At 33.0% G+C, this 16,080-nt stretch carries 12 protein-coding genes; 2 read left to right on the top strand and 10 right to left on the bottom strand.

Annotated features, from left to right (window positions below; translation table 11 throughout):
* Positions 1–2,071: 2,071 nt before the first annotated feature.
* The 4 genes from CKF59_RS03955 to CKF59_RS03940 form a co-directional block, all read right to left on the bottom strand.
* On the bottom strand, positions 2,072–2,377 hold the full coding sequence (locus CKF59_RS03955; RefSeq protein WP_119534679.1) for a hypothetical protein: 306 nt from the start codon (positions 2,375–2,377) through the stop codon (positions 2,072–2,074).
* A 1,064-nt stretch (positions 2,378–3,441) separates the two neighbouring features.
* Positions 3,442–4,395: a carbohydrate kinase family protein gene (locus CKF59_RS03950; RefSeq protein ID WP_119534678.1), complete on the bottom strand. Its 954-nt coding sequence runs from the start codon at positions 4,393–4,395 to the stop codon at positions 3,442–3,444.
* A gap of 247 nt (positions 4,396–4,642) precedes the next feature.
* Entirely contained in the window at positions 4,643–6,037 is a 1,395-nt protein-coding gene (locus tag CKF59_RS03945; protein ID WP_119534677.1) for a PTS ascorbate transporter subunit IIC, read from the bottom strand.
* A gap of 125 nt (positions 6,038–6,162) precedes the next feature.
* On the bottom strand, positions 6,163–6,447 hold the full coding sequence (locus CKF59_RS03940; protein ID WP_119534676.1) for a PTS sugar transporter subunit IIB: 285 nt from the start codon (positions 6,445–6,447) through the stop codon (positions 6,163–6,165).
* An 806-nt stretch (positions 6,448–7,253) separates the two neighbouring features.
* On the opposite strand from CKF59_RS03940, the gene CKF59_RS03935 reads away from it, so the two are divergent.
* Entirely contained in the window at positions 7,254–8,267 is a 1,014-nt protein-coding gene (locus CKF59_RS03935) for a DNA cytosine methyltransferase (protein ID WP_245959268.1), read from the top strand.
* Positions 8,268–8,439: 172 nt separating this feature from the next.
* Here CKF59_RS03935 and CKF59_RS03930 read toward each other — a convergent pair whose 3' ends face one another.
* The 6 genes from CKF59_RS03930 to CKF59_RS03905 form a co-directional block, all read right to left on the bottom strand.
* On the bottom strand, positions 8,440–9,408 hold the full coding sequence (locus CKF59_RS03930) for a PfkB family carbohydrate kinase (RefSeq protein ID WP_222985573.1): 969 nt from the start codon (positions 9,406–9,408) through the stop codon (positions 8,440–8,442).
* A 535-nt stretch (positions 9,409–9,943) separates the two neighbouring features.
* A complete protein-coding gene (locus CKF59_RS03925; RefSeq protein ID WP_119534674.1) occupies positions 9,944–11,890 on the bottom strand; it encodes an ATP-binding cassette domain-containing protein in 1,947 nt (648 codons plus the stop codon).
* Between the two features lie 144 nt (positions 11,891–12,034).
* Complete coding sequence (hpt, locus tag CKF59_RS03920; protein WP_119534673.1) at positions 12,035–12,592, bottom strand: hypoxanthine phosphoribosyltransferase; 558 nt, start codon at positions 12,590–12,592, stop codon at positions 12,035–12,037.
* Positions 12,593–12,669: 77 nt separating this feature from the next.
* On the bottom strand, positions 12,670–12,927 hold the full coding sequence (locus tag CKF59_RS03915; RefSeq protein WP_119534672.1) for a hypothetical protein: 258 nt from the start codon (positions 12,925–12,927) through the stop codon (positions 12,670–12,672).
* Between the two features lie 559 nt (positions 12,928–13,486).
* Positions 13,487–14,002: a DUF805 domain-containing protein gene (locus CKF59_RS03910; RefSeq protein ID WP_222985572.1), complete on the bottom strand. Its 516-nt coding sequence runs from the start codon at positions 14,000–14,002 to the stop codon at positions 13,487–13,489.
* Positions 14,003–14,258: 256 nt separating this feature from the next.
* A complete protein-coding gene (locus CKF59_RS03905; RefSeq protein ID WP_119534670.1) occupies positions 14,259–14,735 on the bottom strand; it encodes a DUF805 domain-containing protein in 477 nt (158 codons plus the stop codon).
* 410 nt (positions 14,736–15,145) lie between these two features.
* On the opposite strand from CKF59_RS03905, the gene CKF59_RS03900 reads away from it, so the two are divergent.
* Positions 15,146–15,355, top strand: coding sequence for a hypothetical protein (locus tag CKF59_RS03900; RefSeq protein ID WP_119534669.1), 210 nt, complete (start codon positions 15,146–15,148; stop codon positions 15,353–15,355).
* Positions 15,356–16,080 lie beyond the last annotated feature (725 nt).

Here is a 16,080-nt window from a genome sequence, read left to right as displayed (position 1 = left end):
TTAAATTTTAATTTGTAAATCTTATTCATATTCAAAAAATGTATATAGGTAGCTAGAGTTTGCCAGCTCGAAAATGTAATACCCGCCTTTTTGATTACAAGTTACTTATATGCAATACATAGTCTATTCATCGAGACCTAAGGTTATAGCCTTAGGTCTTTTTAGTTTGAACAAAAAACTTTTACTTACTGCTCCTAACTTTTGTTCTTTTTACTTACTCTTCGTCATGTATTTTCTTAATTTTTAGATACAAGAAAACCCATCTAGTCATTATTTACATAATTCCTAGATGGGTTTTAACAGTTGTCATTAAGACAACAATTACAGTCTGAATTCATAAATTTAATCCCTATGCTTATGTGGTTAGGAACATAAAGGATTTTGTGGTTATTCTTTGGTTTTATCGATTATGTTTATTTGGTATTTTTTAAATAAGCTTTCCTCGTTTGAAATATTTATTTTTTAAGTTTGTAGTTAGGTTTTTGTAAATTTTAAGTGGTTAGGTTAAAAATTACAAAGGTATTTTTATTTTCCAAGCTGGTTAGACTCAAAAATAAAAATTATGTTTTTGCTTTGGATATATTTGTTTGTTATAGGCAACGTAAATGGTTAGTTTACGTTTATTCTCATTTTACCTACAAGTTTAAGTTTGATAAATAGAAAACAAAACAAAAAACAAATTGCTTTAGGTTTGGTTAAATTTTTCTTAAATTCTCTTGCAAAATTATTTTTTGTTTTTATTTCCCGATTGGTATATTTATATTTTAGCCTAAAAAGTTTAACTTTGCCAAAAGTTACCTCAAGGTTACCAATAAGGCTATTTTTATAAAAAGCATCATTCTTCCCTAAAACTTTCTTTATTACCTCTTATATAACTTTGATAATTAGACCCTTTGTAAAAATATTTTTAATAAGCTATAACTATTAAAAAATAAAACATATCCATATAAATTAGTAAGGGATTGCTCATTTATCTCCCGATCCTCACCTCCAACTTCCCGTTACTTTTTCTGCTTTTAGGCTAATTTTACGTTTTATACTTCTTTTTACTTACTAGACTTAAACTTTTGGGTTCTATTTTAACTTTTATTTTTTATTGATAGGTAAAAAATAAAAAAATCCTTACTATCTATAAGTGAATTAAAAATTAAGTCACTGATAAATAGTAAGGATTTAAATTATAAGTATATTATTATGGAGAATTTATTAAAGATAAATAACTATAGTAAATTATAAAACTACAATTACACAACAACTATAGTAATCAACACTTATCTTTTATCAAAGATAACAAGACAAGTGCAAACTATTTAATAAAATAGTGGTGTCCCAAGAGGAAAGTGTTTATTAAAGGTATCAAAATAAATGTTTTTAAGGAATAAAAATTTGTTTTTTAAGGAATTAATTGAAAAATAAATTGATAGTTTAAAATAAGTTAGTCGTCGATTAAGTATTTAAATAATATAGCGTCTTAATTCAGTTTGCTTTAGATTTACCTTTGTCTTTATCTTTAAGTCTTGTTCAAAACACCTCTATGATTTAACAAGTTAAACCATAGAGGTAAAGAGACTATTATGAACGATAAATACAACAAAAGAAATTAGAGTTAAGAGAAAAGAAAAATAAAGCAAAAATAGAGAACCTTAGAATAATCGTGAAAAATTGACAAACATAGGAGAAACTCACGAAACATGCACACATCAAGATAAAGCGATTTTAACTAATCTTAATTTTACTCTTAAAGTTCTCTAGTATTTAGTAGTAAACGCATGTTTAAGTTAAAAAATGACTTTAACCTCAACCAAAAGCAAAGTAGCTTTCAAAAAAACTTACTACTTTTGATTTAAATACTTTTTAAGTTAAACATGAGTTTAATAAGATAAAGCAACTTTCTGAACTCTAAAAAAGGTAAACTTAGCTTTCAGAAAGTTGTACTATAGCACCTTATTCAGAATATGAACACAATAAAGATCTAAAAATTATTCGGATAACCTTGAGTATGTAACCTTCTGGGAGCAAGCTCCCAGAAAGTTCAGAGTCTCTTAAGCTATGCACTTAAGAATTGGGAGGTTTATTCATTTGAGAAAGCCATTAAACCTATTACCGAGCCTAGGAGCACTAGAGCTGCTACTAAAGCTGCAAGACCACGTCCGATATTGTTAACAATCGCAACAGTTGCCATACGTGCAATACGGATACGGCGTTTTGGTTTTGGATGGTTTTCTTCGAAAGAATTTATAGCTAAACGCCCGTGAGAATTTAAAGAGAACTCATGCTCTAAAGTCTCATCATTTACTGCTTGTTCATGAGTAAATTCTTGCTCATAAGCTTTTGCAGCACGAGGGTCTAAAGATGATTGTCTTGTATCTAGCGTCATAGAGCCTCCTTTTCTAATCTAAATTAGAAACTAACTAATATGCTTTTCCTCATGTTTAAACAAGCTAAAGCACTTGGAATTCATACTAGTGACAACTATAAGAAAATTTAGAGCAAGACAAATAATGCTTTTTATGCGTTAACAATATTACAAGACCTTTGTTCTTAGATCCCCTTATTTTAAAAATAAGATAAAAAACAAATCATCTTGCCTAAATCAGAGAATCACCTTAATTGCAAGGATAACCTAAAATTAAGTTACTTAATTGCTCACTTAGGTGAATAAGAGAATTATTCACCTAACTAAGTTAACTTAATTCCTCAAAACTTTTAGAAGAGACACTAACACATTTATTTTAAGGAGTAAGGTAACTAAGTTAACTTAATAATAGATATCCGAAAAAACCTAGAGCAAAGCATTAATGTGGATATATAACTTAGAACTATAGAACCAACAACCTTTGGCTCTAGGTGTGTGAGAATAGGTTTATTTCCTCTACAGAGGAGTACTAAGTCCTAAAAAATACTTTTCATTTGCCATTTAGTTTAGTAAATAATTTCTGACTTAGTAATAAGGAAAAGGAAACAGCTACTTGGAGGAATTAGTAATCTAAATTCACCTAAAAATTAAATCTTTAAGTTTATTTAAATACTAGCAAGTAATTCCCTTTTCTTTATATTTTTATTATATGAGGGATCTAAAAGTTTTTTCTAAAACTTTTATAAAAAGTTGTCATAGATCACATTTTTTTCTTCAGAAAGAAGAAAAAATAGAATAATTCCCTTATCTTTTAATGGGTTACTCTAGAAAATTTTAGAGTTTTCTCTTAATTTTATTCTTTTAAATCTAAAATAAATTCTCTTAAAAAACTCTATTTTCCAATAAGATAACCCTTACCTTTCTCACTCTTTGTTTTTAATCAAGCTACATCTTTAATTACTTAATTGAAAATAAATTAAGTATCTAAATCAGCTGAACAAGTAACAAATTAAACAAGCTCAACGAACTAAAAGATCTTATTCCCACTTTTGGAGTTCATATCACTTGAGCTTTCATAGTTAAAATTATCTTCGCTTGACTATCTTTGTCGTTTCCCTTTGTAATAACTCTAGTACTTGACGCACATGAGGCATTGCAGCTTTTACTCCAAGCTTTTGCACTGAAATCCCTGAAGTAAAAGAGGCAAGTTTACAGCAATTAGCTAAACTCAAACCCTGAGCTAAGCCATAACAAAAAGCTCCATGGAAAATATCTCCAGCTCCGGTAGTATCTACAGCTTTTACTCTTAAGGCTGGATAGGCTTGCACTTTAGTATCATAGTAAACTCCGCCTTTTTCACCTAAAGTAATAATCGGGATTCCTTGCGGAGCTATGCCTCTTTTGATTTCCATTAAAGCAGTCAGTAAATCTTTATTAGTCAATGGTCGACGTAATAATTGCTCTGCATAGTTAGTCGACACTATAGCGTAATCTACATAAGGTAATACTAAGAGCATTCCCGATTTAAATGAACCACCGTCCATGACTACAATACGGTGTTTTAAGCCTTGAATTACACGGAGAGCTAATTCAGGTTCATGCCCATCCACTAAAACTACATGCGTCTTATTCGTGGCATTTAGTCTTGCAATTAACTTATCAATCTTGGCAAAATCCTGACGATTAAATTTCTTTGCCTGTTGATTTCTATGAGTTACAACAGTACGAGTGCCTGTAGTTAAATCTACCCAAATACTGGCAAGGGGGGTAACTTGTTGCTCATTACAAATTACATACTCTACATTTACATCACCATCTTGTAACTCTTGTAAAATTCTCTGACCGTAAATATCATTTTTTACGCTAGTTAATAAATAGGTTTCAAGCCCCCATAAAGAAGTAAGATAAGCAGCATTAGCTGCTGGACCTCCTCCACTTTCTAGAAAGCGTTGTGAAAAAGTCTTTTGATTTTCTGCGGGTAGCTGTTCCACAAAGAAAAATTCATCGTAACAAGCCAACCCAATACAAACTATTGCCATAAGTAAGATGTCCAATTAAAATTTGCAATCAATTTTTTCAAAAATAAAATTAATTGCTTGTTGTTCTTCCCAAAGCTAAAGGACAAGAATGGACTTTAAACAGGTTAAAGTCCATCTAGTGTTTATGCTGATTTTCTTAAAAATTTATGCAAATACTTTTGTGTTTAATAAAAGTATTTTTAGATTTTATTAGAATACTTTTAGATGTTCGTGTAATTCTTTTGCATTAGTTCTAATTGCTTAGATTTTATTCTGCTTTCTCTTGTTGTTCTTTTTTCGGTAAGCATTGCTCATATGGTAAGGTATCACCTACTACTCTAATGCTCTTAATAAAGCTTGGAATAATTAAAGCGACAACAATAATTCCCGCCAAAATATATACCCCGACTTTACCAAACCAATCAATGAGTCCGGATAAGGTAATTCCCCACACAATAAAATCTACATCGGAGAAAGTGGTAGAAGCAAAGCCTAAGCTCCCTAAAGCAGGAAGTAAGAAAGCTGGTAAGAAAGCTAAGAGTAAGCCACCCACAAAAGCTCCAGCAATACAACCTACTTTACCACCAAGGCGATCTCCGTAAATTCCTGCGGTTGCTCCACAGAAAAAGTGTGGTACCATACCAGGGATAATAAGTGGAAGACTGAGAATACCAAGAATTCCCATGCCGATTAAGCCACCAATAAACGAACTCACAAAGCCTACAACCACTGCTGTTTGTGAATAGGTAAAGAATACCGCACAGTCTACGGCTGGGATTGAATCAGGAATAAGTTTTTCACTAATTCCTTGGAATGCTGGCACAAGATCCGAAAGAATTAATTTCACCCCGTTATAAACTATCGCAACCCCTACGGCAAAGGTTAAACCTGCAATAATCGAATAGATTACAAGGTTATGTTCAGAAATGGTACGCATATACTCTGTCCCTGCGACAATTGACACAAAGAGGAAAATAAGCACCATTACTATTCCCGTTGTTACGGTAGTATCACGCAGAAAAGCTAACTTATCTGAAATTTTTACATCAGTAAAATTATTCTTACGATCACCAAAGTGTTTACCGATCCAAGCTGCTAGATAATACTGTAAGGAACCAAAGTGTCCCATGGCAATGCCGTCATCATCGGAAACGACTTTGGTATATCTTTGTCCGATTGCTGGAGAGATTGCTGACCAAGCCCCAAGGAAAAAGCCTCCTAAAGCTACTAATTCCCAACCTCTTAAGCCTGAAGCTTGTAACACCGCTGACATTAAACATGCCATAAAGAAAGTGTGGTGTCCCGTAAGGAAAATATATTTGTATTTGGTAAACTTCGCAATGACGAGATTAATAATAAAGCCGAGGAGGAGAATTGACATGGTCTCAACTCCTAACACTTTTTGGGCAATTGAAACTATAGCTTCATTATTTGGAACTACCCCTTTAATACTAAAACCCGCTTCAATTATCTGCCCTAAAGGAGTAAGCTGACTTACAATGACATTAGCACCAGCTCCAAGCATTAAATAACCAAGGATCGGTTTTATTGTTCCTGTTAATAACTTATTTGCCGGAGCTCTTAAACATAGTAGACCTATGAAAGCAATTCCTCCCATGAGGAATGCTGGTTGACTTAGAATGTCAGTAAAGAAAGATAGCATAAGCAATCCTTACACTAGTTACACTAGTAGCTAACAAAAAAGAATTTGAGATAAGTTGGGTCTGTTACTTAACTAAAGTCTTCAAGAATTGTTTTATGCAACTTATCTCAAAAAACGTATTAAGATTATTTTCCAGCCAGCTCTTTTAAAGTAGGCAAGATATCTTCTTCAATCTTTGGTCCTGAAACATAACTACGTATAGCTACCGCACGTAGGCCATTTGCTTCTAGATCTACAGCCATTTCTTTAATGGTCACATAAAGATCAGCTTTTTCGGATGGAGCTTCACTAAAGCCAATTGAAGCAACATCAGCTTGAATGCCATGCTTTTCACAAATTGCTTTTACTTTAGTTGCACACATGAGGGAAGAACCTATCCCATTACCACAGACTGTTCTAATTTTTAGCATAATATCCTCGAATGTTGGAGATAAATAAAGCTCTAAATAAATATCTAGTCCAATTTTATAATCAAAATGATAATAAGTTTGCGAGCACCATTTCTTTGGTGATTAAAAAGTTTAACCTTATATCTCAATTATAAAAAGAAGAACCGAGGTTTTTATGCTTTTGTACAACTTTTTCTTAGTTTTGAATAATTAGTCACACTAAAACCATAAGACAGGAATTAAAAATGATCGCATGCGATCAATAATGGCTTAATCAGCTTCTCTTCATTTTTTAAATTAAAAACCAAAACTTAAACTATCAAACTTATTATTGGTACTCCTTTAGATAAGAACCTAAGTAACTAAAACTACATTCCCCCTTAAGTGAGATCACTTAAGGGGGAATATCAAGCTCATACCATAGTAATATGTTAATACAAAAAAGGGAACTAAGGTCTTGATATTACTCTTGGAGTTCACAAAACTCTAGTTCTCTTAAAAAACTGTATAACTCTATAAAGTAAATTATAACGCTATTTGAATCAACCTTTACAAAACTTTCTTAATTTAGAATAAATTAGAGATTTTTTATTTTTAAAATCTATACCCTTGATTTTTTTCTCATGCTAAACCTTTAGAGAATCGGAAAAACTTACTATCATTTTTTGGAAGAGAATATGCTACCTCAATAACAGTAGTAAAAACAAAAATATTACCCCTTACTAAATAAAAAACAGATAAAATATTACTTCTAAATATTTACTAAACATTATACGAAGATGCCAAATTTTAAGGAACATACATAAATACAGGAAGATATATTTACAATGAAGAAAGGAAAAATGAATTTAATTAGCTTATTTGCAGGGGCAGGAGGTTTAGATCTAGGTTTTACAAAAGCCGGATTTAAAGTTGTAGTTGCTAATGAATATGACAAAAGCATTTGGGAAACCTATGAGAAAAATCATTGTTCACAGTTAATCAAAGGCGATATCCGCACTATTCCTTCTGAGGAATTTCCTGAATGTGATGGAATTATCGGTGGACCTACATGTCAATCTTGGAGTGCAGGTGGAGCCTTAAGAGGCATAGATGATCCTCGAGGACAATTATTTTATCAATATATTCGGATTCTCAAAGATAAACAACCTAAGTTCTTTTTAGCGGAAAATGTTAAAGGGATGATGGCAAAAAGACACCATCAGGCGGTAGAAAATATTATTGAGCAATTTGCTCAAGCTGGCTATAGGGTTTTTATCTGTCTCTTAAATGCCAGTGACTATGGTGTCCCTCAAGATCGTGAAAGAGTGTTCTATGTCGGCTTTAGAAAGGATTTAGAGGTTAACTTTGTTCCTCCACCCCCTTATACTCATAAAGTAACTTTTAAAGAAGCTATTTTTGATTTAAAAGATTTAGCGATTCCTGCTTTAGATAAAAATAAAACTAATGGAGATAAATGCAAAGTTGCCAATCATGAATATTATCTTGGCTCCTACTCCTCGATGTTCATGAGTAGAAATCGGGTAAGACAATGGAACGAACAAGCTTTTACCGTACAAGCTTCAGGTAGACAATGTCAACTTCATCCTCAAGCTCCTCCTATGCTAAAAGTAGAAAAGGATAAACACATCTTTGTTCCAGGTAAAGAAGCTCTATACCGTAGATTAACGGTAAGAGAATGTGCAAGAGTGCAGGGATTTCCTGATGATTTTAAATTCTACTATAAGGATTTAAATGATGCTTATAAGATGATCGGCAATGCAGTTCCTATTAATCTTGCTTATGAAATAGCTAAATCTATCTTATTAACTTTAGATAATACACAAAACAAAGTGGCATAAATCCCAAAATTTTTATCTTAAGTAAGATAATAACTATTAATAGCTTCTAGTTATAAATAGTATAAATACAAAAAAGAGGTCGACTTGACCTCTTTTTTCGTATGGTGATTTTGATTCTTTCTCTTCTAGTTAAGCCTACTTAACCTCTGTTATTACCTTAATTAAAGATAATTTAGTTAATTGTATCTAAAGCTTTAACTGGGAAAGACTTTTTCTCATAAGCTTCAAGCACAAATTCGATTTCAGGAATTGCATTACGCACCCCTTGTTGCTCGATCTTAATTGCTGAAGTTAAAGCAGCTACACGTACAGTTTTTGCTAGATCCCAACCTTGAGCGACACCATAACAAAAAGCACCGTGGAAAATATCACCTGCACCTGTAGTGTCTACCGCACGTACATCATAAGCTGGATAAGCGTGCATTAAACCATCGTCTAAATAGACTCCCCCACGCTCACCTAAAGTAATTACAGGTTTGTTGCCAGGAGCACAAAGTTTTTCCATAGCTTCAAGAGCACGCGCAAAGTTACCTGGATGTAAATCGGTTTCATTAATTAATCTTTGAGCAAATTCTTCTGAAGCTACACAGTAATCAACTAAATATAATAATTCTAATACCGGCTCACGTACTGCATCTGCATCAATTACTACGATTTTATTGTGAACACGAGGAATAAAATATTTACTAATTTCTAATTCATGTCCATCAAGAAGAATAATGTGAGTTCCTTCTTCAGCGTTTAGTTTATCAGCAAGATCATTTAATAAACTATAATCTTCTGCGGTTAAAACTTTTGCTCCATTGTTTTTGTGGGTCACAATCGTACGAGCTGCCGTTTGTGCACTTACCCATACAGCCGATAAAGGTGATACTTGATTATCGTTCATAATCACAAAGTTAGTGTTTACCCCAACTTCGTTGTGTTCTTGATTAATCTTACGCCCATAAATATCATCTCTCAGGGTCGTAAGAATATAAGTAGGAGTTTTCCACTTCCCAGTTACATAAGCAGCGTTTCCAGCTGGGCCACCACCTGACTCTAAAAATTGCGTTGAAAAGGTTTTTACATTTTCTGCAGGCGTACTCTCAATAAAGAAAAATTGATCGTAACATGATAAACCTATATGTACAATTGCCATTGTAGAGTTTCTCCATAATATCTCTAGTCGGGACTTTGACTCCCCCGACATTTAACTAATACTTCAAAAAAAGTAGGTCCTCCACTACTTTTTTACGCTGTTAATTATACTAAAAATCAGCAAAAACAACCTATCTTTTTCTTTCGCCTTCCTCTGCAAGAAGAAGTTTAGAGCTTGCTCAACTTTTTTCTCTCACTACAAACTCGAACATCTTCTTTATTCTGAGATTTTTTCCTTAATTATCATCTCATCAATAAAACAAAGAAAAATTTACTCTTTACTTGCTAGCATACTTTTAAAACATCTCTGCTTCTATATCCCCCGCTTGCACTAAATTATTGCCTAAATTTAAGCGAAGAACTTATAAGTCACGATCGTAAAGAGTTCTCAAAAAAAAAGCGTCTCATTAAGACCTTTCATGCAGATGAAAGGTCTTAATGAGAATATAAATAATCTCAAGCAAAATAATCAATAATGCTAAAGATTAAACAAAATTAACCGTGAAAAATCAGTCCTTTACAATTGTGCTTGACACTTAGATGATTTCGCCCAAGCGTTCACGTTTTTCTTCGAGTTCAAGCCAGCGTTCTTGTAACTGCTCAATTAGAGCTTCTTTTGCAGTTACTTCGCGTGATTTAGCTTCAAGTTCAAGATAGCCTTGAGGATCGGCACTTAAACGTTCAATTTCTGCCATTAACTCGGCTAATTCACTTTCGTGAACCTCTAATTGCTGAGGAATATTGAGTAAGTCTTGCTTTTCTTTATATGAAAGACGTTCAGTACGATTTTGCACTCTAGCTGTTGGTGTCGCTGGTGCTTGAGCCGGCTCACTTGCTTTTGCTTGGTTACGAGCAAGTTTTTGCTCACGAGCTTCTTGCTCCTTGGCTCTTAGCTGCTGATGGAGTTCAATATTATCGCTATAGCCTCCAACATATGGATAGATGTGTTGGTTTTCCATAAACCAAGTTTCTACTGCCACATTGTCAATAAATTGACGATCATGGGAAACTATAAGAATTGTCCCCTCATACTCACTTACTAGTTCTTCGAGCAACTCTAAAGTTTCTATATCTAGATCATTGGTAGGTTCGTCGAGTACCAGTAAATTTGATGGCTTAGCGAGAATTTTTGCTAAAAGCAGACGGTTACGCTCTCCTCCCGACAAACTTGAAACCTTAGCTCGAGCTTTATCGGCAGTAAACATAAATTCACCAAGATAACCAATAGCATGACGAGTTGCTCCATGGACATAGGCTTCAACCTTACCATCAAACACATTGTCGATAGCGGTTTTATCGAGATCTAACTCAGCACGGAGCTGATCAAAATAGGCTACTTGTAAATTTGTACCTATATGTACCGAGCCTTGGCTTGCCGGTAACTCGTGTAATAATACTTTTATTAACGAAGATTTTCCACAACCATTATCCCCGACAATAGCAATACGACTTTTGGCACTTACACGATTAGTAAAATCTTGGAAAATAGTTTTACCGCCCAGTTCGAGTCCTAGGCTTTCAATTTCAAAAACTAATTTGCCTGAACGAGTTGCTTGGACATTAATATTGCCAAAGTCGGTAAGTTTACGCAGATTCTGTGCTTCAACCCGCATAGCTTTTAAAGCTCTTACACGTCCTTCATTACGGGTACGACGAGCTTCAATCCCTTTACGAATCCATTTTTCTTCTTCGGCAAGATTCTTTTCAAAGAGAGCAACTTGTTTTTTCTCATCTTCTAGACGCTTATTACGTCCTTCTAAATAAGAAGCAAAGTTTCCTGGGTGATCATAAATATGCCCGCGATCTAGTTCGACAATGCGCGTGGCCATATGATCAACAAAGGTACGATCGTGGGAAATAAAGACTATTGCTCCTGGAAAGCTTTGTAAAGTCGTTTCTAACCATTGAATTGAACTTATATCTAAGTGGTTGGTTGGCTCATCTAGTAATAATACATTAGGATTACTCACAAAAGCTTTAGCAAGTTCAATTCTTCTTAACCAACCGCCCGAGAACTCTTGGAGTTTACGATCAGCAGGAATTCCTAGTTGTTCTAACACCGTAAGAATACGTGCATCTATTGACCAATAGTCATGAGTTGAGATCTCTTCTTCTAAACGGGAAATAGTAGTAGCTAACTCCGGAGTTGCTTGTTGACTATAAGCTTCTAAAGCTTGCTGATGAGCTGCTAGCACTTTATAGGCGTGCTCTGCTCCTTGGGCTACATATTCTTGGGTAGTTAAATCGAGACGAGCAGGAGGATCTTGGCGTAAATAGGCAATTTGTACATTATTTTCTAAGATGCGACTCCCCGAATCTAAATCTTCAGTACCAAGAATAACTTTAAGTAAAGTTGATTTTCCTGAACCATTACGACCAACAATACATACGCGTTCGTGATTTTCTACGCTTAAATTAATTTGCTCTAAGATAACATGTGAGCCAAAGGCTAAATTAGCGTCAGTTAATCTAACTAAGGACATAAAATTCTTCTTTCTAAATTAGTTATTTTTCGATCCTATGATTATAACAAGAGCGAAAAAAAGTTGCTCTGTTAAAAACAAAGCAACCTTAAAACTTGTGCATTGTACTATTCTCGATCTAGTACATTTAAACTGATTTAACAATTATTTTTTATCTTCGATATAGCCAATTGCGGTTACGTTACGATATTTTTGTGCAATTTCAAAACCATAACCTACAGTAAAGCGATTCTCTACTTCGAAACCAACCCAATCAACTGGAACGTCAACTAAACGGCGAGCTGGTTTGTCAGCACATGTAACTATATGTAAAGATTTAGGGTTACGGTCTAGTAATAATTTACGTACTTTATTTAAAGTATGACCTGTATCGATAATATCTTCAATAATTAACACGTGTTTACCTGAAATATCCGTATCTAAATCTTTTAAGATTTTTACGTTTAGCGTTGATTCAGTACCATCACCATAAGATGAAACTGTCATGAAATCAATTGTTAATGGAATTGTCATTTCACGAGTTAAATCAACTAAAAAATATACAGCACCACGTAATAAACCTACACAAAGAACTTCTTCGCCAGGATAGTTTTCATTATAGAAACGTGAAATTTCTTCACCTAACTCAGCGTTACGTTTTTTAATTTCTTCGTGATTAAACCAAACATGGAAATTTTCAGGAGTAAATTGTTTTAGTTTCATTATAAAAAATCCAGATCTAATGAATAGTGCGATTATTACCCTTTATTATATCGCAAATTCCGAATTTTTGCTTAAAGTTATTCCTTAAACTTGAGTTCGATTAACTCTTGAATCGATAATAGAGTTCCTAGATATCTTAAGCGAGCTTTCTTATAGGTAGGATCACTAGCATCCATCCCAAAAAAGATCGGATTTTCCTGAATATACTTTTGAAATTGTTGCTCGCGCAACTGTAAAAACTGTTTAAATGCTTCTTGATCTTTGGCATCAACTTCTAAAGCTAAGGCATCAAAGCTAAAAAGATCAAATCCCTGATAAAATTTAACCTTGCTCATATTGCTAACCACTATTTCTAAAATAAACTCAACTATATTTCTATTATACAAGCTTAGAGAAAATAAACGCTTAGTTTAAAAACTTTTTGGACTTTATCCTCTTGTCAGCTAGTCTCATCTCGTTAAGCTCTTTATTTTTTAGTAAGCAAAGTTAGCATTTATTTCCTATTTTTTATCTACTTACCTTAAACTTAAGCTTAACAACTCTCATGTTAAAAACTGAAAATAGCTGTGAGAAACTGAGAATATTTACACGAGTTGTGGTTGATTTAGCAAAAAAGTAGAAATTAGACGAGCAGATTTTAAAGTTACTCTTAAACCGTAAACTCTTTGTAGCCGTCATAAACTTTTAGCATCATTTCTAAACAAATGAACTTAAACTTTAAATCAAACAAAAGACTCAACTGCATGTCGAGTCTTTTGCTTGATCCCTTATCTATTTGTAGTTTATCTTTTACTTACACAAAGATTGTGCTTACTTAGTAACAAACAATTAACCTTTTCTACAAAAAAAGGTTTAAAGCTTTTGTTTGTTATGGACTTATTCTAAGTACCTAGCTTATTCTTCAAAACTAAATACTTCTTCAACAAATTTTGGTCGTACTAAAAATGGATTCTTACTGCGATATTTATTATCTTCAACCTGACTCGGAGCAAAGATAAGAAATAAAGTAAACGCTCCACTAATAAATATCCCAATCGAAATTAGTGTAAGAGATTTATAACCAAGAAACACAAATAACGACGAAACTATTACGACCAAGAGAAATAGAATCCCTGAATACCCCATATCATGAAGTCGACGCACAAAAGACCCAAAAGTACTAATAATCGTCGTAAAGGCAAAAGCAAGAAGTAAAACTCCTAAAAGTAAAGTAGTAACTATGGCTAAAGTGTGATTATTAATCCATGCCGTAACCTTTGCTTCTAAATAGACTAGAGCTAATACTATCAAGGCTTGGAAAGAAAATCCAATGAGAAAGTACATAAAAGATCTGCGATCTTGGTAACCATTAAAATTAAAAAGATTGGTATAAGTTAAGAGCATTACCTTAAAAAATCCAGCTGGTTCCATTTTTATCCTCCCCCACATAATAGAAAATAAAAAAGCGTAATTTAATGATTATTCTAATAGATGTATCTATTTTCTTAGACAAAAATTTAACTTCTTTACTCTCTAAAATTTTTAGAAAAATTTTCTTGCTCTTGATCAATTAAACATTTAGGAGTAAATTACTTTTCCTTTCACCTCAACTCTTGATTTTTTATAAAGTTACAATTACAGATGTATTGCAATATTGCAGATATTCCCCCTCTCCTACTTTAAAAGCTTACTCTACGAAAAATGGGTTTTTACGAGGGTTATCTTGCAGCTCTTTACTTGGAATAAAACATAAAATCCAAAGATAGACAAGATAAACAATTAAAGATAATAATGCAAAAAATCCTGAAGCAGTCAAGAGTTCTACAAATAGTAATCCAACTTGGAGTACAACAAATAATAAAACAAAGTAACCTGAAGCTCCAAAGTCATGAAATCTTCTTACCGCTGCCGCAATACTTACAAGAGCATCAATCAAGAAATAAATCGATAATACAAATACATAGATATAAAATAAATTTTCTCTCTTAGCTGCAAAATCTTCACCTAGATTTAAAGTCAAATTTAACAAGCAAAGTAGCCCATATACTAGCCAACTAAAAAGTGTCCAAATAATAAAACTGCAACGATTTTCTCGTCCACGATAGTTAAATATATTTAGGTAATGGTAACCTACATTGCGTAACAAGGAAACTTGTTTGCTCATAAAAAATTCCTCAATAAAAAGTAGAATAGACCAAAGCGATTTTTATCAGCTTAAACTTTGGATAAATAAATTAAATACTGTAAGCAGTACTCAAAATATTATAATCTAAAAGAGATACTTAAAATTGACTTTTTCAGAGGAACTTTTGGAGATTTTCAGTTCGCTCGACAAAGAGAATCTCTAAGTCAATTTTTGATTTCTTCTTCATACAAATAAGTCTCCTCTTTTACCTTTCTTTTCCTTCTTCTTTTCTCACTTAAAACAAAAAAAGCTATCTTACTATTTTTAAGCACTTATACTCTATTTTATAATTGCTTTTTTACCTCTACTCCTATATAATTATTTCAACTCTTGGCTCGAATCAACTTCGTGTCCATCTCAACTTATAAACTTATACATGTAATAGAATTATGAAAAATTTATTTAAAACAGCTTTAGCTTTCTTTGTGCTTGCGGGTTCAGCAACTTTTACTCCTGCTCAAGCAGCAACTGGTTATTTAGTTTCTCAAGAATTTAGTGGTGGTTACTTAATTTGTAACTATCGTGTACCAGGTTATTCAGGTTTAGTAAGCGTAAAATTACAACCTGGCAGAACTTGTCCATCTACTTGGAATTTCTAAAATAGAGATTAACAGCCTAGGTACTTGCCTAGGCTGTTAATCTAAGCTCATATCCCCCTATCTCCAAAGGAGATGCTCTTTCCTCTTAATCCCACTTTGCATGATTGCAAAATCGTAAGCTTAATGAACTTAATGAACAATGAACTTAATCAACTCAATTTAGTTAGCTTAATAGAAATAAGTTAATTTGGTTTTCACTTTGCTGTTACAAGTATGCTTATACATTTTAAACATTCCTAAAAAATTCCTCTCTAGAGCATAAGTTTAAACTCTCTTCTTCTAAATTTCCAAGATAAGCATATGGTTATCCTAGATAATTATCTGACCTCTAAACTAAGTTTTTTTACTTACAAGTTACAAGGTCTTTGCCATGGTAATAATCTTAAGTTGCTGTAAACTCGAGCTATCTTCGCTTGTAACAACGTAAAGATCTTTGCTCCTCTTCTTTGTTCAAATACTTGAGTAAGCTAATTATTTTAATTTACAAATAAATATCTAATTCTTAATGTATAATAGGCAATAGATTCGATAAAGAATTTACTGAAATTTTATAACAAACATACACTATAAAATTTAACCAGTGTTAAAACTTCAAGTTTTAGCATTGGTTATTTTTCCGCAAAAATTTGCTGGTTCTCTCTTGTCCTTTAGGAAAATATGCTTTAATATATAGAGAAAATTTCTAGTTAATTTCTAACCTTAGCTAACTTAGCTAAGGGATAGAC

It is taken from the genome of Psittacicella gerlachiana (assembly GCF_003585965.1).
In the GTDB taxonomy this organism is placed as follows: domain Bacteria; phylum Pseudomonadota; class Gammaproteobacteria; order Enterobacterales; family Psittacicellaceae; genus Psittacicella; species Psittacicella gerlachiana.
The sequence above is the reverse complement of the archived record's forward strand: the minus strand, read 5'-3'. Positions and strand labels throughout refer to the sequence as shown.